A 16,953-nucleotide genomic window follows, 5' to 3' on the forward strand; every position below is an offset into this window, starting at 1 on the left:
GCCTCCTCCGATAAGCACAGCTTGATTAGAAGGACGGATATTTTGGATGATTTTTACTTGGATCAAAAAGGGTTAGCCGCTTACTTTGAGATGCAATGGTTAGATAAACTTCGAGAAAGTGGTGTTACCGAGCCATTAGAAAGTCAGTCTAAGTCTGTTCCTGATTCGTTTATAGAGTCTGAACACTCGAAAAAAGTATCCCACTTTATTGCAGATGTTGTCGGCAATGAAAACGCATCGCCGACGGGGATTTTAGAAGTCGGTCCCGCCCTTGGTCGAAATTGTTATGAGCTCATTCAATGCTTTCCAAGCATTCATTCCATTACGGTTGTCGAGCCATCAAATCGATTGTTATCGAATTTTAAGCGCATACTTATTGACGGTGTTAAGTGCGAATTTCCCTACATTAAAAGCTTGAAGGCGTTAGGACAGTTTAGTTTTGATACTTCATCAATTGCCGCTCGCTGTGAACACGTAAACTTTACTCTATTGGAGCGTCCTTTTTCTCGTGGAATGCTTGAAGAACAGTTTGATTTAGCAATTTGCTTAAATGTTCTAGACCAATGTGAGTCCCCTAAAACCTTAGTTGATGCATTAAAAGAAGCGACGGTTTTAAATGGCATCTTGTTTGTATCTTGTTCCTACCAATGGAACAAAAAGCATTTAAAAGATGAAAATGAGGCTGTTGATGATATTAATGATTACTTTGATCATGGATGGGTAAAACTGTCTGAAAAAGAAATTGAGTATAAAGTTAGGTATAACGAAAGGTATTCATTACTGTTTCTATCACACATAGTCGCTTATAAAAAGATTAGTTCATAACCATTAGCCGTAAGCCCATAACAAGTGGATAGGTTCAGTATGAAGAGTGACGTTTCTGTCGGTATCAGGCCTGCTAGAGAGGATGAACTGACGTTTATTTTTTCGCTGATAACAAAGCATGACGAATGGACTCAATTTAATGCGCCGTATTTTCCCTATTCCCATCCATCCCTAGACCAGTTTGAAAAAACGTCCTTTCAAAGGTTATTGAATGGGTTAGATTTACAGTTAATTACCGTGAATGATATTCCAGTTGGAACCGTGAACTGCTACTGGGAATGTGAGGAAACGCGTTGGCTTGAAGCGGGAATTGTTATTTATGATTCGAATGATTGGGGAAAGGGCATTGCTGCGATCGCGGTTCCCTTATGGGTCTCGTATCTCTTTCAAACGAAAGATATTGAGCGAGTGGGGATGACGACATGGTCTGGTAATCCTCGAATGATGTCTTTAGCACTGAAACTCGGTTTTCAGCAAGAAGGTCGACTACGTAAGGTTCGCTACTATCAAGGCAAGTATTATGATTCGGTCAAATATGGTGTATTGCGTTCAGAATGGCAAGCACGCCGTAAATAAAGTGTTTAAGAGTAACACCTTAGACAAAAATATTTTGTATAGGAGTTATACTTTGATTGAAACGTCTCGACTGCTGCTTAGAAAACCAGATACAGAAGACTTCGACATTATCAGCGAGATCCTTTTGAATTCAGATCGTATCTGAAAATTGCTTGTTTTTCACTGGTAGAAAGTGAAAAAGCGTTTTAGTATCAATGAATAAGAATTTACAGCTCGCTCTTTTTTAGGAAATAACGGGGTGTACTTTCCTAAAAAAGATGAAGTAACGTGCATGCTTGTTTTCCCCGTTTTAGCTTTCATTAATATTCTTATAAAACGCTTATTATTCAGATGTTTATAAGGAGATTGAAAGGCTTTTATATTGTCTAAACGTGCATGCGAACTATTAAAATATTAGGATGCAGGACACCAATACGTCATGACCCAATTGTTCAATATCCGCTCCATCACTCGCCAAGACTACGCTGACTGGCGGCCACTCTGGGATGGCTACAATGCGTTCTATGGCCGCAGTGGTTCGACGGCTCTTCCAGAACAGATCACAGAGGCAACATGGGAGCGCTTTTTCAACGCAAGCGAACCTGTTTATGCTTTTGTGGCGGAAGACGAAGGGCGCGTTGTGGGCATCGCTCACTACCTGTTCCATCGCAGTACTACACGCCTTAACGACGTGTGTTATTTACAAGATCTTTTTACGTTGGAGCAGTATCGCGGACGCGGCGTCGGCCGACTTCTCATCCAATCGGTTTATGCCGCAGCGAGTGCCGCGCAAAGTAGTCGCGTCTATTGGTCAACACAGACAACAAATGTGGCTGGGCGAGCGCTGTATGAAAAGATCGCAAAGGACGCAGGCTTCATGGTCTTTTCGCATGAACTTTGAGCACTGAGAACAGCGGTCTAATCCTTCCATTGAGCCGCTAATGTCAAACGTAACGTATAGGAATTTATGCAAGTCATTTGTTAGAAGTTATTTCGAGCGTTATGTGCCACAGTAAATTGGAGTATTAAGTGTCAGTTATAGATATTAAAGAAGCAGTGATTGAAGATTCCGCTTTGATTTTAAGATTTGTTAAAGAGCTTGCTCGTTATGAAAAAGCAGAGCATGAAGTGGTTGCTACTGAGTTCGATATAAAAAACTCATTGTTTGGTCAGGGCTCAACGACTAATGCAATAATTTGCAGTGTAAATAACGAACCTGTTGGTTTTGCTGTTTATTTTTTCAATTACTCAACGTGGCTTGGTAAGAATGGCCTTTACCTTGAGGATTTATACGTTTCTCCTGAGCACAGAAGTATCGGGGCTGGTAAGGCTCTCTTAAAACATTTAGCAAACATCGCGCTTTCTAAGCAATGCGGGCGCTTCGAGTGGAGTGTGCTTGATTGGAATGAACCCGCTATAAATTTCTATCAATCAATTGGTGCAAAATCTCAGGATGAATGGGTTGGTTATCGTTTAACTGGACACGCTCTTGAACGTTTTGCAAATAGCTAAGGTATACCTAAATTCAGATAATACGTTTTCGCTTAGCAGAGCGTGAATGTGAGGGAGTAATTGAATGGTTCGGGATATTCAGTTAGAAGAGTTTAGCAACCGTATCGCTCTTGATATGGGGCTTAAAATTATTGAACAAGCAAGCTTAAATGGTCATTCAATCGCTGTTTCCATTGATCGACTAAATCACAACGTTTTTAAATACATTGCTGATAGCTTATCTGCAGATAAACATGATTGGTTAAGAAGAAAGGCTAATGTTGCCATGAGATTTGAAGAAAGCTCTTTGTCCGTAAAAGATGATCTAGCAAATGGAAATATGAGCCTATCTGATACTTTTGGACTAGACGTAAAAGACTATGTTGCGAAAGGTGGGGCGATACCTATAAAGGTCAAAAATGCTGGTATTGTTGCAATAATAACTGTCTCTGGATTATCGGATGTTGAAGATCATGATTTAATTGTGTCGGCTTTAGACTACTATCTCAAGCCAGCTCTTTAGATATTAATAAGTGCAAGGCGTGGGATATGAAAAATTCTACGTCTATGTTTTAAGCGTTAGATATAAAGTCTAAACATGATTGTTCGTAAGTATATTGAAGGTGTTAGTTTTTAAATAATCGAGTTTTAATACATTAAAAGGTTCTTTATGAATAAGGATATTTCAAAGACTTCGAAATCTGATTCTGTGGAGATAAACGATGAGTCTAATAAGCTTGCAACTAGATGGCAGAGGCTTTGTGCTGCCGTTTTAGATGCTATTTTATCTACAGTTGTTGCTACTCCTGTAATATATTTTAGTGGTGGACTTGATAGGATTTATGAAGGAAGGGAACTATCATTGTCATATAGCATAGCCCTTGGATTAGTAGGTATAGTTGTATTTTTTCTGATTAATGGCCGTGGCCTTGTTAATAACGGGCAAACAGTTGGGAAAAAAATATTAGGTATCAGGTTAGTTAATTTAGATGGAAATTTAGTAACGATAAAACAATTATTTAATAGATATTTAGTGTTTTTTTTACTTCCAATGATACCTGTTGCAGGAGACTGGCTTAACTTAATGAATGTTGTATTTATCTTTGGTAAGCAAAAAAAATGTCTGCATGATTATTTTGCAGGAACAAAAGTTATTAAAATCTAAGTCAGAAGGCCGTGCTTGGACGGAACATCTAAATTCAGATAATAAGTGCGACACTTCAAATGCTAGTCAGTTTTACGAAGTATGCGGTTATTCTTGAAATCTAAGTATACGAGAAAACATTCACATAATAAAAAGCTCAATCGGGACAGTCACCGCTTGCTGCTCATGCGCTGGCTTCGTCATTTTAATACAACGAGCTGCGAGTTGGCTGAACATTATTAGAGCATTGTAGATATAAGGGTAATCAGTGGAATTAGAGTTAATTAGTAAAGATCATTGTCTTGAGTTACTTCCAATTTTTGTTGAACTTGAACGGTACTATTTTGGTGATGAAGCTGCTTCAGAAAATGAGTTAGCTAGTTACTTAACCCAGCAAGTTTTTTCAGAGCATTCTGGTGTAAAAATAGTGGCAGCATATGATAACGATAAAATCATAGGTTTTGCATCATACACTGTTATGTATCCAGCCCCTAAACTATCGGGCCAAATGTATATGAAAGACTTGTTTGTGTCGTCTTCTTATCGTGGTCGAGGGGTGGGACTTGAGTTAATGAGGCACCTAGCTTCTATTGCACTCTCAAACCATTGTCAGCGTTTAGATTGGACAGCAGAAAGTACAAACCCATCGGCAGGTAAGTTCTATCAATCTATAGGGGCAAGTTTAATCAAAGAAAAAGAGTATTACCGTTTTGAAGGTGATGCACTAAGTCTATTTGCAACATCCCTATAACATAGTGTTTAAGGGCCATTCCAGACGCGTGCCGTTTTCGCTTTACTCAAATGGTGGCATACACCTGTCACGCCTTAATGTGCCATTATATTTTTTGAGAAAATATGAGACTACACATCACAGGGAATGCAGGTTCTGGGAAAACGACGTTGGCTAAGCATTTAGGCCAAGCTCTCAATATACCCGTCAATAGCTTGGATAGTGTCGTTTGGAAAGAAGGATGGGTTGCAGCTTCAAAAGAGGAGCGAACTTTAGGTGAGCAAAAGTTAGTTAATCAACACCACTGGATTATTCAAGGTGTGTCAAAATCGGTTCGGGAGACAGCAGATTATGTCATCTTTCTTGATGTGCCAAGGCATGTTTGTTTGCTCCGTTGTTTTAAACGTCACTTGCCTTACTTGTTTAGATCTCGCCCAGAGCTTCCCTCTAATTGTCCTGAGATCAGAGTCATCCTCAGGCTGATTAAACTAATTTGGATGTTTCCCACCCTAGCAAGACCAATAATTTTGCAATCGCTGGATCAGCAAAAAGGTGTTGTACTTAGCCAAGTAATAAATCTGGACGATCTTGTTGCTCAGATAAAAGTTGAGTTGGGGGCGGTTGGTAGGTAAAAATATAACGAATTGCTTAAACGTGATTTAGTTGGCGTGGCATTTTTTTGTATACGGTGGTTTCGGTGTTGAAATGCAATGCGTCTGCTTAGTCATTGTATGCATCACACCTTAGCAAAGCGTTATGTTCTGTAAGGAAGGAATTCTGAGATGATTCGTAAAGCAAAAAAGGCAGATTACAACGCTATGGATTCCGTATTTCGAGCTGCGGCAAAACAATTATGTATTGCTAGTTACGACATGGAAATTATTGACGCATGAGCAGGTAAGTGTTGGCCGGAGCTTACTTAAACGTTCAACACTAGATGAGCGCAGACCGATTGAAAATATCAAATGTAGCGCTATGTATTTTTCAACTCGTTATGTTTCTAACAATTGAGAGAGCAAAATAAATATGGGAATAGAGCTTAGTTCTAATGACAAAATGCAGTCAGCTAGCCTTCTTCAAATAGTAGACCACGTTGACGTTAATCGTCGCATGGCTATGGGTGACACTTTTGTTGTGAATCTAGTAACAGCGTGGTGTCCAGATTGCACAGAAAGGCAAAAACCACATATCGGTAGCTTTGCTCAGACAATGAACTCTCATGGAATAGATGTACTTCAAGTTAATGTCCAATTACTAAAGGGAGATTTTATTAGTGCCGAACATGAACAAATCACCACTCAATTTGGCGGACACGGCTATCCAAGAACGGTGTTAATTAACCATGGAAATGTGGCTGATCAAAATAACGTTGAGATTATCACTGAAGAGGCGTTATCAGAGTTAGCTAGAAAGTTTATTCAAATAATATCTGAATCGTAATCGTCACACCTAAATTCAGATAATAGGTTGTTGTACGCAGGCGCTATGCACTTAGTAAATGAGGCGACAACTATCCTGACACTGGGGCTACCACAAAACTAGGCTCGGTATTTAAAACACATACAAGTCGCTCAAAAGGACGCAAAACGCTTGGCTTGTGCTCCTTCGTCGCTAATGTTTGCCAAGCATTTGCGCCCATTAGCAATGGTGTAAGCCTTACTTGGATACCTATATATGGAAACAGAAAGACTAAAATTACTACCTCCTTCTTTGGCACTTCAGCCTTTGATGCTTGAGGCAATAAAGGAAAGTCAGCATGAGCTTGGTGTTTACCTACCTTGGGTTCCACATTCTTTGACGGATGCTGAATCGATTGACAATACAAAGCAGGCTATTCGTAACTTTGAGAATTTCGAAGGTGAATTGCGTTATTTAATCATCGAAAAAGAAACAGAGCGTTTTCTAGGCGCTATTGGCTTAATCATCCGAGATAAAGCCATACCCTTTTTTGAAATTGGGTATTGGTTGCGTAGCTCGTGTGTCGGTCGTGGCTTCATAACCGAAGCCGTTAAAGCCTTAGAGGCTTATGCTTTTATCGAACTCCAAGCGAATAGGGTAGAAATCAAAGCCGCTGTAGAAAATACAAAAAGTCTAGCGGTGGCAGAGCGTTGTGGTTACACGTTCGAAGGGATTTTACGTAATGACCGTAGGCTTCCATCAGGAAAAATAAGCAGCACGGCGGTATATGCGAAAACAGGCTTATAAGAAGGTGTTTCAACGGATGTGTATCGTTGTATCAAGCTCGTTTGTTTCTCTCACTTTGTAGTTAGCTATTCCACGCCGTTTAATGCGGTGTTATACCACCAGTAACCGAGACGAAAACATGGATAACAATAAACCGTCTCTTAATATCTCTAGCGATGCTGACTTTCAATGAAATGATGATGGCGCATTTAAAGAAGAGTGCTTTCCGATCAGTCATAAAATCGGAGCTCAAAAGCTTGGTTACAACGTTATCGTTTTACAGCCAGGGTTTAAGGCTTACCCGTTTCATAATCATCGCGTAAACGAAGAAATGTTTCTTGTGCTAAGCGGTGAAGGTACATTGAGATTTGGCGAATCTTCGTATCAAATTAAACAAGACGATATCATTGCTTGTCCTCCTGGTGGCGCCGAGGTAGCTCATCAAATTATAAACTCAGGCAGCAAACCGTTAAAAGTGCTATGCGTTAGTACCAGCGAGCCAGTTGATGTCTGCGAATATCCAGATTCCAATAAGGTTTTAACCATGGTGGGGAAGCAAGGAAATCGAAGCTTTAGTCATATGTCTAGAGTTAGCGATGAGGTTGACTATTTTGATGGTGAACATTAAAACCGTATAACAAGACAAAGGCCTACCAGCGCGTTGTTTTTCCATTACGGCTTCACCTTCATGACGACGTTTATCATGCAAGTAATGTTTGCTAAACCAAGGAGATAATACATTGATAACAATTCGACATTATCAAGAAGAAGATGCCGAAGCGCTTTGGAATATTCATTTTCATACCGTTCATAATATCAATATCCGTGATTATTCAAAAGTACAGGTTGAAGCCTGGGCGCCAGACGTTTTTGATACGTCAAGTTGGGGAAAGCGCATGCTAGGGCTTAACCCTTTCGTCGCTGTAATGAATGATGTGATTGTGGGATATACGGATTTACAACCTAATGGGTTTATTGATCATTTCTTTTGCCATCATCAGTATCAGGGGCAAGGTGTCGGTAAGGCACTGATGAATCATGTATTCCGTGTTGGTCAGCAACGAAAAGTGAAACGCTTTTATTCTGAGGTTAGCATCACAGCGCGTCCATTTTATGAACACTTTGGTTTTAAGGTTGTTCAAGAGCAAGAGATGGAAGTGAGAGGACAAAAGCTAAAAAACTTTGTGATGGAAAAGCTTAGCTAACAAAGTGACAAAGGTGTTAATGGCTATGAATAAAGCTTACCTGATTGAAAGGGTATAAGGGGAAAGTAGGGTGAAAAAAGTAGGTCTAGTTGGAGGGTTAGGTTGGGTATCAACGCTCGAATATTACAAACTCATAAATGTTATCACACGCCAAAAGCTTGGAGCCTATAGTAGTGCCCATGTCCTTCTTGAAAGCCTAGATGAGGGGTTGTTTCTTGACAACCAAGGTAAAGATCCAACTGAAAAACTGTGTGAGCAAATGATAGTTGATGCTGTTGGTGTACTTGTCTCGGGTGGTGCTGAACTAGTCGCTTTGTGTGCAAATGGCTTACATCGTTTTATACCTGCTATAAAGGCTACCTATGATATTGAAATCGTCGATATCAGAGATGCTACAGCGAAAGTGATCCAAAATATGGGCTTAGACTGCGTTGGTCTCATTGGCGTACAAAAAACAATGGAGACTGACTTCTATAAAAGAATACTTCAGGCGGCTGGTATTGAGTCCGTTGTACCTGAGCTAGCTTCAAGAGAATACATTCATCAAAAAATACTATCAGAGCTGGTATTAAATGAGTTCAGTGTTGAAACAAAGCATGGCTTCTTGTCGGTCATTGAAGGTTTGATTGATAAAGGTGTACAAGGTGTGATCTTAGGCTGTACTGAAATTCCATCTTTGCTGACTGATTCGGAACACAAAGGGGTTCCGTTATTTTCAACAACAGAGATTCATTGTCGTGAAATAGTGGAAAGGGCACTCAATTAGCATTGCTCTAACAAAGTATTTAAGAGTGATTGATAACACTTGGCATTTTCAGTTCAAGGCTGGACTTCGTATATAAGTCGGTTTCTTTGATATCTGAAGCACGGATATAACAAATTGCTTTAAGCGTGGTTCAGCATGTCGTTTTTAGTATGCGGTGGTCTCTGTGTGAATTGCATGCTTGAGTGCTTCACACTTTAGTAAGGTGTTAATGGCTATGAATAAAGCTTACCTGATTGAAACGTTAAAACAGGTTCCTGACATTATGGAACTGCTGGGAATTTTAAAAGATCTTAACCTTCCCAATCATTACATCGCTGGAGGATCGGTAACTCAGTGTTTGTGGAACCGAAAGCTGGGCCATCCTCCACTATACAAAGTTAAAGATTTTGATGTTGTTTATTTCGATACTGCACAAAGCGTTTCCGAGTCGGACATTGAAAAAGATATTGAAAAAAGGAAGTCATTCTCCATACCTGTAGATGTTAAAAATCAAGCCAATGTTCATAAGTGGTATGGAAGCAAATTCGGCAATGACATTGAACCTCTAAGAGAAGCCGAAGATGGCATCCGCATGTGGATTCCTTGTTTTGCGGTGGGTATTCGTCTTATCTGGAACGACATTGATGTGTTCGCGCCGTTTGGACTAGAAGACCAAGCTGATATGAGAATTAGGCCCAATAAATTAGCGATGAGTAAGGCAAATTACGATGCCATGAATCTTAGTTTTAAAGAAAGGTGGCCCGACCTTCACATTGAGGATTGGTAGTCATTTAGGACGAATTCTCAACGTTGGGTATTTTTAGTTTGAATCGGCTTTAGTGTTTACGGCACAATGAGTTAGCTGGGGTGGTATGTTGCTCATCCCTTAACGCGGCTTTATACGCAGGGGTTATATGAACGCACTTCTGAATACCATCATAATTTACGCAAAAGACATGAGCCGAACGGCTGCTTTTTATAAGGAGCATTTTGGTTTCAAAACATCTGGTGAAATCATCGAAGGCTTGATAGAACTGACGTCAGAGCCCAATGGCACGACCATGCTTATTCATCAAGCAGGCAAGAGCGTAAAGTTGGGTCAAGCGACTGTAAAACTCGTTTTTAGCGTTAGAAACGTCGAAGAGTTTAAGGCTAAAAGTGCCGAGCGTGGTTTGGTTTTTGGTAGTACGCATCAAGCGAATGGTTATGAATTTGCTAATGCAAAAGATCCTGATAAAAATCCGATTTCTATATCCAGTAGGGAGTATCGGTCAAACCCATAGCAAGTTGCCATCGTTCACTCTTATGGTGCTGAATATTTTTATCTTTTGCCGTTTTGCTTTGCACTGTACCAAAGGAGCTCTTGATGGAATGGCCTAAACTTGTGCCAGAATTAACCGTTTTAGATTTTGACGCATCATTCTATTTCTATACCGAGGTCTTGGGCTTTGAAGTGGAAAACCGACGATCGAATCCTAACTTTGCTTATCTTAAACTCGATGACGCTCATTTGATGATCGAGGAATATCACTCAGCAGGCTGGAATATAGGTGAGTTAAATTATCCACTTGGAGCAGGTCTTAATTTTCAGATCGAGTGTGCAAACGCTGACATTTTAGTTGAGAAACTTAGCAAGGCGAATTTTAAATTGTATCGCGATATAAAAGAATCTTGGTATAAAACGGGTAACGAATTTAGTGGATTCAAGGAGTTTCTTGTGCAAGATCCTAGCGGATATTTGCTCAGGTTTTCTCAGTATTTGGGTGAGCGACAGGACAGTGCATAACAAACCAATCAACTATGCTCTCTTTGATTGCCGATTATTTAGGGTGTGATGTGCTTGGAGGAAAATCGAGACGTGGATGTAATCATTCTGAATGGTGCGAGTAGTTCTGGAAAGAGTTCCATCGCGAGAGAACTGCAAGGTATGTTGCTTGAAAACTATCTTCATATTGGTATCGATACTTTTATCGCTATGATGCCTCAGAAGGCGAATCAACTTACTATTCCAGATAAAGCCTCAGATGGCTTCTATTTTAGAACAGAGAGCGTTAATGGATCTAACGTGCAAAGAATCCAGAGTGGGGAATATGGTAGAAGAATAAACAATGCCTACCATTCTACTGTAAAGAACCTAGCTGATTCGGGTTTTAAAGTGATCGTTGACGACATTATGAATGGTAAGTTAGAGCAAGAGGTATGGAACGACGTATTGGGAGAGACAAATACTCTCTATGTTGGTGTCGAGTGCGGCCTTGATGTACTCATTGAGCGTGAGAAGCACCGTAGCGATCGAATTCAAGGCTCGGCTCAAGAACAAGCAGAAAGAGTTCATTACGGTGTAAAGTATGATCTTAACGTTTCAACAACAGCGAATTCTGCGCATGAATGTGCTCGAACGATAGCAATGCACATCACAAATAACCCAAGCTGATTCACCATGCTTAGTATTCAGGGTTTGCAGTGGTTTGGTTTATGTGTTGCTCATTATTGAATTGGGCATTGGGAGTTGAATACACATGTTGATACTTAAGCGCATCCAATCTGATGACATTGATGCAGCCACGGAACTCGCCAAGGCGGCGTTCATCGACGACGAGCGCTTCAAGCCACTTTCGGTGAAGTCAGGTGGGCCGCTAGGTCATGATAATACCGCAGTTCACAAAAAGTGGATGGACGAGAAGCTTTATTACATTTGCTGCCTAGAAGAGCAGCTTTGTGGCTCAATTATAATCGACCTAGATGGCACTCATGCGATTATTCATGGCATGCAGGTGTCTCCGAGTTTTATGCACAAGGGAATTGGAAGTTGGATGCTTCGAGAGATAAGAAGCCTATATCCAGAAGTAGAGATCTGGGACTTAGAAACGCCAGACTACGCGAAACGTAACCATAGATTCTACGAGAAGAATGGGTTCCTAAGAGTATCGACAACGGCGCCAGAGTATGGCTTGGGCTTCGGCTTTTGGCATTACCAACTTCGTACCCAATAAGGCGATGAGCAGGATGCCGCTTCGCTGAGTCAATTATTTCGAGAGTTATGCCTTCAGAGGAAATATGAGATTTTACAGTGCCGAACAATATCAAGCGTCTTGTGACGAACTGTTTATTCGAAACAATGCTGCCTTTGTTCGATTGGCTAACTTTTGCCGTTTAGCTTGGTGTTAATTGTATGGGGTTATATGAACGAATATTTTCAGTTGGATGTGCTTACCTTAAACAAGGTATCCGAAGACGCCGGTAAGCCGCTAGATAAGTCGGCTTACTTAGAATCCCTTACCAAAGCAGCAACAGATGGTCTGTTATTTGAAACTCGAAAAGGGCAACAGCTTCAGGGTTACTTCATGTTAAGGAATCTTGAGTCTTCAACCTGGTTTATTTCTATGTTTGTCGTGCATCCAGAACACAGAAATAAGGTTGTCTTTACGTCACTATTTTCGCAGCTAGCAAGCTTTGTTAAGTCGAACCAAGTGGATGTGCTGGTCAGCAACGTACTTAGAAACAATGAATTATCCGTTAATTTCCATCGCCGTCTGGGTTTTGTCGTGACTAGAGAGAATGATCTTGGTTATGAGTTTCAACTCAACGTCACCGAAAAGGTTAGAACAAAATGGCGCTATTTGGAAAAGTACTATTCACAAAGCGTTCAAGAGTAATTTTAATCGCTTGGTGTTGTCAGTCCCTTAGTTGGGAGCTAAGTTCCAAGGAGTGAGTATGAGATTAGTCGTAATATATAAAGATAAACCTGAAATGATGGAGCATCGGAAATTAAATGAGAGTGCACATTTTGAATATCTGGATATGAATAGCTCTGAGATTTTAATTGGAGGTGGTTTAAGGAATAAACCTGGTTCGGATTTCGTCGGTAGTCTATGGATATTAGAGGTTGAGTCATTTAAGCGAGCTGAGGAATTGGTACAGAATGATCCTTATTTTGTTCCTCAACTAAGAGAATATGACATTTTAGTTTGGGGTAAAGCTGGTGAAAGAGAGGTTGTGCTTTAGGCATTTAACAAAAATATTACGCACAGGAGCCATGGTTTGATTGAAACGTCTCGATTGCTGCTTAGAAAACCAGATCCAGAGGACTTCGATATTATCAGTGAGATCCTTTCTAGCCCAGAACAAACAAAGTTTCTTCCCAATGAAGCGCCTTATCTCATTGAGAAACAAAAAGAATACCTTGCTAACCGAATCAAGCATTGGGTTCTCAATGATTTCGGCACTTTTATTGTGTGTTTAAAAGAAAACCCGAACGTTAAGCTTGGCTTTGTTGGTGCTGAATTTTCCCCTAATCCTGACTGTGTCGATATTCGCTATGGTATTTCCAAGCGTTTTGAAGGAAAGGGTTACGTCACTGAAGCCGCAAAGGAATTGCTTAGTTGGGTATTTAACAATACAGAGCATACTAAGATTTACGGTGTATCAATGCCTGAGAACTTGGCATCAATCGCCATCATTAAAAAGCTTGGTATGAAAGTTGAAGAAAACGTAGATTTGTATCATTGCCAAGGCTTAAAAAACTATAGTATTGAAGCGAGCAAGATATAACCGATTGTAGTGTGGAATGCTTAGATTCGTCTGTGAACAGAGACACTGTTTTCTCAGGACGTCTCTAGCGTGTTGTTATCATTAGGTGTACATGATAGGTATGAAGGTTATCAAAGCGAATCTTAGCCATCTAGCAGCTTTTGAAGTTTACGCGGCAAAGTGTTGTGATGATGGGCTTGCGTTATACGCAGATGCACAAGCTGATGTGGATGCGTATTTCAAAAAGTGGTTAGCTTATGCTGAGGGCAAAGAACTGCCCGCTGGATGGCCTCCAATATCTATGTACTTCTGTATTGATTCTGGAAATATACTCGGCGCGATACGTGTTCGTCACGGCGACAATGATTGCATCGAAAATGTCATTGGACATATTGGCTATGAGACCCTACCTGAGGCTAGGGGGAAAGGCATCGCGTCTATTATGCTTAACTGGGTGAAGCATAATGTCATCGAACACAGTGCCATTCTTATATGTGACATAGATAATGCGGCATCAAAAAAGGTGATAGAAAAGTGCGGTGGGCAGTATTTAAATACATTCTACGATGATGAAGAATCGTGTCATGTCTTGCGTTATCAATTGGCTCGTTGATGAATATTAGTAAATGAAAAATAGTATAGTTTTTGCCTGATTCCACGTTAACGAATGCACTCGTAGCTAAGTTTTGTATTATTCAATCATTCAAACTTTTCCGGTAGGAGTTATGAAGAGAATTAACATTGTGGGTACCAGTGGGAGTGGCAAATCCACCGTGGGTCGTAAGTTAGCAACGAAATTAGGTTACCCATATCTTGAAATGGACGCTATGTTCTGGAAGCCAGACTGGCAGGAATCTACCGATGAGGAATTCTTTGCCAAGCTTGAACATCAACTTCTTCAAGAAACATGGGTTTTAGACGGTAACTACCATAGAACCGCTCCGATCAAATGGGCAAATGTTGATACTGTCCTATGGGTTGACTATTCGTTTACTCGAACGCTTTATCAAGCTGTAAAGCGGGCGTTCCTTCGCTCGGTGTCCAAACAAGAATTGTGGGACAAAACCGGAAATGTCGAAACGTTTAGTAAGGTGTTCTTCAGTAAGGATTCTATTATTTTGTGGACACTGAAAACGTACAAAAAGAATCGTATTCGCTACGCAGAAATGATCAATGATCCTAAGTATGGTCATATCAAATTCGTTCGTATTAGAAGCCCCAAAAAGGCTAAGCAGTTTGTAGATGGGCTGCGCATACCACAAGGCACTTCATAAATTCTTGGAGAAATAACTAACGGCCCTATTTAACAAGCTGTTTGCACTTTGATGTTGTTGTTATGGGGCGAGCGAAGGAAGAGAATTCATGGAACATTTATTTTTCATAGAAGAGTCTGTCGCTGGCAGGAGTGGTCCCGACAAACAGATGTGGGATCTAGAAGCGCTGAAGCGGCAGAATATCGCTGCCATTCTCTCGGTAAACGACGGAGAGATGGTTCACGTTTCAAGGTTAACCGCATTGGGGATGTCTTATGGACATATACCATTGTCGAGTAACGCGCCCGCCAAAGAGGGGGATGTTGAGCTTTGTTTGACGTCTTTGCCTCGTATTATCAATTTTATAGATCACCATAAAAAACGTGGTATCGTGCTTGTTCATTGTCGATCAGGTAAAGATCGAACCGGCTTAGCGTTAGCCGCTTATCTTATTAAGTCGAAAGGCTATGAGGTTAATCAAGCGATTGAAGCGATCAAAAGCGTACGAGACATTGCTTTTAGCGCGCCGAAGTGGGATGAATTTTCGGTCTCTGTTCTGACGGCGCTAAAAAATGCCTAACAAATTGGTCGTAAATAGTGGCAGATGACCTTTGACCAAATTAGAGAGTATGGAGTTGAAATAATGATGGAAAAGAGACATCAAGTATTTTTAGAAGAATATCTTAGCTCTTTACCCCGTGACCTTGCTGAAAAATACACCTCTTTTAGTGCCGATTACTTTTGCTCAGACGAGCACAATGCCAATATCTGTGCGGATTTAATTCTGCGTGGTGAGAAACGAGCATCCTGTAGCATGGATTATTGGTATAGCCACAAGGGAGAGCCCATGCCAGTAGTGGGTCATCTTCAGGTTGTGACGAACTGGCAAGGCGATCCTGTGTGCATCATAGAAATCACATCCGTTTCTAAGTGTCAGTACAACGAAGTGACGCCAGAATTTGCGGAATCGGAAGGGGAAGGTGACAAAACATTGGCATGGTGGCGAGAGGCCCATTGGACGTTTTTCTCACTAGAGTGCGAAGCGTTAGGTATCGAACCAAAGGACGATATGCTGCTGGTTTTAGAACGCTTTAAGGTCGTTTACCACTAACAGAAGATAAGCGTCAAACGTGTGGAGAGTTGAATGGAAGACATCGAAAAAGTTCTTAGTTTTATTATTGAAATCGAAAAACTAAAAAATGTACTGCGAAAGACGATGCCCGTTGGTTTGGAGCGTTTTGAAAACTCGGCTGAGCATAGTTGGCATGTGTGTATGTCGGCTCTTATGCTTAAAGACTATGCGAATGAGGCGATTAATATTGATCGTGTTATTAAGATGCTATTGATTCATGATATTGGTGAAATTGATGCGGGAGACACGATCATTTATTCGAGCGAAACAGCGGAATTGAAATCAGCAGAGGCTGCGGGTGTTGCTCGCTTGTTTGCTATGTTACCTGAAGGAATGAGTGTTGAGTTTTTGGCGCTTTGGAACGAATTTGAAGCAGGCGAAACACCCGATGCTCGTTATGCCAAAGCGATAGATCGTGTCCCACCATTGCTGCATAACCTGCATGGAAATGGCCATAGTTGGCGAGCTCATGATATATCTCAAGAAAAAATATTGGGCCTTAACGCTCGGATTGGGCTGGGCAGTACTGAGCTATGGCATGTCATTAGAAAGCAATTGGAAGAAGCCTTCGAGCAAGGCATTCTTAATAAAGCGTTATAAATGATAGCCAAAGCTTTTTAGAGGTTTGTGGCAAGATTAGATTGCTAGGAGAAAACAGGATGATCAGAGAAATGACGAGGTTGGATTTTGAGTCATTCTGGCCATGTTTCAAATCGGTCATTCAGGCTCAAGAAACGTATGCTTTTGACCCAAATATGACCCTAGAAGAGGCCTATGGATTATGGTGTGAATTGCCATTGAAAACCTTTGTGTTCGTCGAGGGTGAGCAAATTTTAGGCTCCTATTACATCAAGCCTAATGGCATGGGACCAAGCGATCATATTTGTAACTGTGGTTACATGGTTGACTCAAAGGCGCGAGGAAAAGGCATTGCTCGCCAGCTTTGCGAGCATTCCCAACGCATCGCAATGGAATTGGGGTTTGAGGCAATGCAGTTTAACTCTGTGGTTTCGACCAACGACATCGCTGTGGCGTTATGGAAAAAGCTTGGCTTCAACATCATCGGTACCATCCCGTTGGCCTATCGGCACGGCAAACTTGGGTATGTGGATTGTTATATTATGTATAAGTCGCTAAATGTGACGATAGGAGAATAAAA

27 protein-coding genes are annotated in these 16,953 nt (G+C 40.9%); all 27 read left to right on the forward strand.

The genetic code is table 11. The features are described from left to right. Positions 1 to 42 precede the first annotated feature (42 nt). Positions 43 to 825: a class I SAM-dependent methyltransferase gene (locus AC0VYG_RS07240; RefSeq protein ID WP_475431647.1), complete on the forward strand. Its 783-nt coding sequence runs from the start codon at positions 43 to 45 to the stop codon at positions 823 to 825. Positions 826 to 864: 39 nt separating this feature from the next. Continuing rightward, positions 865 to 1,401 (forward strand): GNAT family N-acetyltransferase, encoded by a 537-nt coding sequence (locus tag AC0VYG_RS07245; RefSeq protein ID WP_475431648.1) that lies wholly within the window; start codon positions 865 to 867, stop codon positions 1,399 to 1,401. Between the two features lie 418 nt (positions 1,402 to 1,819). Continuing rightward, a complete protein-coding gene (locus tag AC0VYG_RS07250) occupies positions 1,820 to 2,281 on the forward strand; it encodes an N-acetyltransferase family protein (protein ID WP_475431649.1) in 462 nt (153 codons plus the stop codon). A 128-nt stretch (positions 2,282 to 2,409) separates the two neighbouring features. Then, on the forward strand, positions 2,410 to 2,892 hold the full coding sequence (locus tag AC0VYG_RS07255; protein WP_475431650.1) for an N-acetyltransferase family protein: 483 nt from the start codon (positions 2,410 to 2,412) through the stop codon (positions 2,890 to 2,892). A gap of 64 nt (positions 2,893 to 2,956) precedes the next feature. After that, complete coding sequence (locus tag AC0VYG_RS07260) at positions 2,957 to 3,394, forward strand: heme-degrading domain-containing protein (protein WP_475431651.1); 438 nt, start codon at positions 2,957 to 2,959, stop codon at positions 3,392 to 3,394. A 147-nt stretch (positions 3,395 to 3,541) separates the two neighbouring features. Then, the gene (locus AC0VYG_RS07265) at positions 3,542 to 4,036 is read left to right on the forward strand and encodes an RDD family protein (protein WP_475431652.1); all 495 of its coding nucleotides are present in this window, start codon (positions 3,542 to 3,544) and stop codon (positions 4,034 to 4,036) included. A gap of 247 nt (positions 4,037 to 4,283) precedes the next feature. Further along, positions 4,284 to 4,766, forward strand: coding sequence for a GNAT family N-acetyltransferase (locus tag AC0VYG_RS07270; RefSeq protein WP_475431653.1), 483 nt, complete (start codon positions 4,284 to 4,286; stop codon positions 4,764 to 4,766). Positions 4,767 to 4,870: 104 nt separating this feature from the next. After that, a complete protein-coding gene (locus AC0VYG_RS07275; RefSeq protein ID WP_475431654.1) occupies positions 4,871 to 5,377 on the forward strand; it encodes a P-loop NTPase family protein in 507 nt (168 codons plus the stop codon). A gap of 394 nt (positions 5,378 to 5,771) precedes the next feature. Further along, positions 5,772 to 6,185: a TlpA family protein disulfide reductase gene (locus tag AC0VYG_RS07280; RefSeq protein ID WP_475431655.1), complete on the forward strand. Its 414-nt coding sequence runs from the start codon at positions 5,772 to 5,774 to the stop codon at positions 6,183 to 6,185. Positions 6,186 to 6,419: 234 nt separating this feature from the next. After that, positions 6,420 to 6,950, forward strand: a complete 531-nt coding sequence (locus tag AC0VYG_RS07285) for a GNAT family N-acetyltransferase (RefSeq protein ID WP_475431656.1) — start codon at positions 6,420 to 6,422, stop codon at positions 6,948 to 6,950. Positions 6,951 to 7,200: 250 nt separating this feature from the next. Next, positions 7,201 to 7,557 carry a cupin domain-containing protein gene (locus AC0VYG_RS07290; protein ID WP_475432529.1) on the forward strand — a complete coding sequence of 119 codons (357 nt, stop codon included), beginning with the start codon at positions 7,201 to 7,203 and terminating at the stop codon, positions 7,555 to 7,557. Positions 7,558 to 7,669: 112 nt separating this feature from the next. Then, entirely contained in the window at positions 7,670 to 8,134 is a 465-nt protein-coding gene (locus tag AC0VYG_RS07295) for a GNAT family N-acetyltransferase (protein ID WP_475431657.1), read from the forward strand. A 70-nt stretch (positions 8,135 to 8,204) separates the two neighbouring features. Beyond that, complete coding sequence (locus tag AC0VYG_RS07300) at positions 8,205 to 8,900, forward strand: aspartate/glutamate racemase family protein (RefSeq protein ID WP_475431658.1); 696 nt, start codon at positions 8,205 to 8,207, stop codon at positions 8,898 to 8,900. 214 nt (positions 8,901 to 9,114) lie between these two features. Beyond that, positions 9,115 to 9,666, forward strand: coding sequence for a nucleotidyltransferase family protein (locus AC0VYG_RS07305; RefSeq protein ID WP_475431659.1), 552 nt, complete (start codon positions 9,115 to 9,117; stop codon positions 9,664 to 9,666). A 127-nt stretch (positions 9,667 to 9,793) separates the two neighbouring features. After that, on the forward strand, positions 9,794 to 10,162 hold the full coding sequence (locus AC0VYG_RS07310; RefSeq protein WP_475431660.1) for a VOC family protein: 369 nt from the start codon (positions 9,794 to 9,796) through the stop codon (positions 10,160 to 10,162). Between the two features lie 83 nt (positions 10,163 to 10,245). Then, a complete protein-coding gene (locus AC0VYG_RS07315; RefSeq protein ID WP_475431661.1) occupies positions 10,246 to 10,665 on the forward strand; it encodes a bleomycin resistance protein in 420 nt (139 codons plus the stop codon). A 72-nt stretch (positions 10,666 to 10,737) separates the two neighbouring features. Further along, the gene (locus tag AC0VYG_RS07320) at positions 10,738 to 11,313 is read left to right on the forward strand and encodes a chloramphenicol phosphotransferase CPT family protein (RefSeq protein ID WP_475431662.1); all 576 of its coding nucleotides are present in this window, start codon (positions 10,738 to 10,740) and stop codon (positions 11,311 to 11,313) included. Positions 11,314 to 11,398: 85 nt separating this feature from the next. Further along, a complete protein-coding gene (locus tag AC0VYG_RS07325) occupies positions 11,399 to 11,872 on the forward strand; it encodes a GNAT family N-acetyltransferase (RefSeq protein ID WP_475431663.1) in 474 nt (157 codons plus the stop codon). Between the two features lie 189 nt (positions 11,873 to 12,061). Further along, on the forward strand, positions 12,062 to 12,535 hold the full coding sequence (locus AC0VYG_RS07330) for a GNAT family N-acetyltransferase (RefSeq protein ID WP_475431664.1): 474 nt from the start codon (positions 12,062 to 12,064) through the stop codon (positions 12,533 to 12,535). Positions 12,536 to 12,593: 58 nt separating this feature from the next. Further along, the gene (locus tag AC0VYG_RS07335) at positions 12,594 to 12,884 is read left to right on the forward strand and encodes a YciI family protein (RefSeq protein ID WP_475431665.1); all 291 of its coding nucleotides are present in this window, start codon (positions 12,594 to 12,596) and stop codon (positions 12,882 to 12,884) included. A gap of 36 nt (positions 12,885 to 12,920) precedes the next feature. Next, complete coding sequence (locus tag AC0VYG_RS07340) at positions 12,921 to 13,430, forward strand: GNAT family N-acetyltransferase (RefSeq protein WP_475431666.1); 510 nt, start codon at positions 12,921 to 12,923, stop codon at positions 13,428 to 13,430. Positions 13,431 to 13,530: 100 nt separating this feature from the next. After that, on the forward strand, positions 13,531 to 14,022 hold the full coding sequence (locus tag AC0VYG_RS07345; protein WP_475431667.1) for a GNAT family N-acetyltransferase: 492 nt from the start codon (positions 13,531 to 13,533) through the stop codon (positions 14,020 to 14,022). Positions 14,023 to 14,134: 112 nt separating this feature from the next. Beyond that, positions 14,135 to 14,683 (forward strand): shikimate kinase, encoded by a 549-nt coding sequence (locus AC0VYG_RS07350; RefSeq protein WP_475431668.1) that lies wholly within the window; start codon positions 14,135 to 14,137, stop codon positions 14,681 to 14,683. 88 nt (positions 14,684 to 14,771) lie between these two features. Further along, a complete protein-coding gene (locus AC0VYG_RS07355; protein ID WP_475431669.1) occupies positions 14,772 to 15,242 on the forward strand; it encodes a protein-tyrosine phosphatase family protein in 471 nt (156 codons plus the stop codon). 63 nt (positions 15,243 to 15,305) lie between these two features. After that, positions 15,306 to 15,773 (forward strand): ASCH domain-containing protein, encoded by a 468-nt coding sequence (locus AC0VYG_RS07360; protein ID WP_475431670.1) that lies wholly within the window; start codon positions 15,306 to 15,308, stop codon positions 15,771 to 15,773. 33 nt (positions 15,774 to 15,806) lie between these two features. Further along, positions 15,807 to 16,394 carry an HD domain-containing protein gene (locus AC0VYG_RS07365; protein ID WP_475431671.1) on the forward strand — a complete coding sequence of 196 codons (588 nt, stop codon included), beginning with the start codon at positions 15,807 to 15,809 and terminating at the stop codon, positions 16,392 to 16,394. A gap of 59 nt (positions 16,395 to 16,453) precedes the next feature. Further along, entirely contained in the window at positions 16,454 to 16,951 is a 498-nt protein-coding gene (locus tag AC0VYG_RS07370) for an N-acetyltransferase family protein (RefSeq protein ID WP_475431672.1), read from the forward strand. The last annotated feature ends 2 nt before the right edge of the window (positions 16,952 to 16,953 follow it).

This window comes from Marinomonas sp. 63XJN7_7_ISO-PGPR-S23-202 (genome assembly GCF_056173505.1).

Bases quoted from the DNA above. Each gene is read 5' to 3' on its own strand.
- AC0VYG_RS07245 (WP_475431648.1), top strand. From the start codon at position 865: ATGAAGAGTGACGTTTCTGTCGGTATCAGGCCTGCTAGAGAGGATGAA.
- AC0VYG_RS07265 (WP_475431652.1), top strand. From the start codon at position 3,542: ATGAATAAGGATATTTCAAAGACTTCGAAATCTGATTCTGTGGAGATA.
- AC0VYG_RS07355 (WP_475431669.1), top strand. From the start codon at position 14,772: ATGGAACATTTATTTTTCATAGAAGAGTCTGTCGCTGGCAGGAGTGGT.
- AC0VYG_RS07365 (WP_475431671.1), top strand. From the start codon at position 15,807: ATGGAAGACATCGAAAAAGTTCTTAGTTTTATTATTGAAATCGAAAAA.
- AC0VYG_RS07330 (WP_475431664.1), top strand. From the start codon at position 12,062: ATGAACGAATATTTTCAGTTGGATGTGCTTACCTTAAACAAGGTATCC.
- AC0VYG_RS07350 (WP_475431668.1), top strand. From the start codon at position 14,135: ATGAAGAGAATTAACATTGTGGGTACCAGTGGGAGTGGCAAATCCACC.
- AC0VYG_RS07335 (WP_475431665.1), top strand. From the start codon at position 12,594: ATGAGATTAGTCGTAATATATAAAGATAAACCTGAAATGATGGAGCAT.
- AC0VYG_RS07345 (WP_475431667.1), top strand. From the start codon at position 13,531: ATGAAGGTTATCAAAGCGAATCTTAGCCATCTAGCAGCTTTTGAAGTT.
- AC0VYG_RS07305 (WP_475431659.1), top strand. From the start codon at position 9,115: ATGAATAAAGCTTACCTGATTGAAACGTTAAAACAGGTTCCTGACATT.
- AC0VYG_RS07285 (WP_475431656.1), top strand. From the start codon at position 6,420: ATGGAAACAGAAAGACTAAAATTACTACCTCCTTCTTTGGCACTTCAG.
- AC0VYG_RS07260 (WP_475431651.1), top strand. From the start codon at position 2,957: ATGGTTCGGGATATTCAGTTAGAAGAGTTTAGCAACCGTATCGCTCTT.
- AC0VYG_RS07325 (WP_475431663.1), top strand. From the start codon at position 11,399: ATGTTGATACTTAAGCGCATCCAATCTGATGACATTGATGCAGCCACG.
- AC0VYG_RS07315 (WP_475431661.1), top strand. From the start codon at position 10,246: ATGGAATGGCCTAAACTTGTGCCAGAATTAACCGTTTTAGATTTTGAC.
- AC0VYG_RS07360 (WP_475431670.1), top strand. From the start codon at position 15,306: ATGATGGAAAAGAGACATCAAGTATTTTTAGAAGAATATCTTAGCTCT.
- AC0VYG_RS07250 (WP_475431649.1), top strand. From the start codon at position 1,820: ATGACCCAATTGTTCAATATCCGCTCCATCACTCGCCAAGACTACGCT.
- AC0VYG_RS07370 (WP_475431672.1), top strand. From the start codon at position 16,454: ATGATCAGAGAAATGACGAGGTTGGATTTTGAGTCATTCTGGCCATGT.
- AC0VYG_RS07310 (WP_475431660.1), top strand. From the start codon at position 9,794: ATGAACGCACTTCTGAATACCATCATAATTTACGCAAAAGACATGAGC.
- AC0VYG_RS07280 (WP_475431655.1), top strand. From the start codon at position 5,772: ATGGGAATAGAGCTTAGTTCTAATGACAAAATGCAGTCAGCTAGCCTT.
- AC0VYG_RS07275 (WP_475431654.1), top strand. From the start codon at position 4,871: ATGAGACTACACATCACAGGGAATGCAGGTTCTGGGAAAACGACGTTG.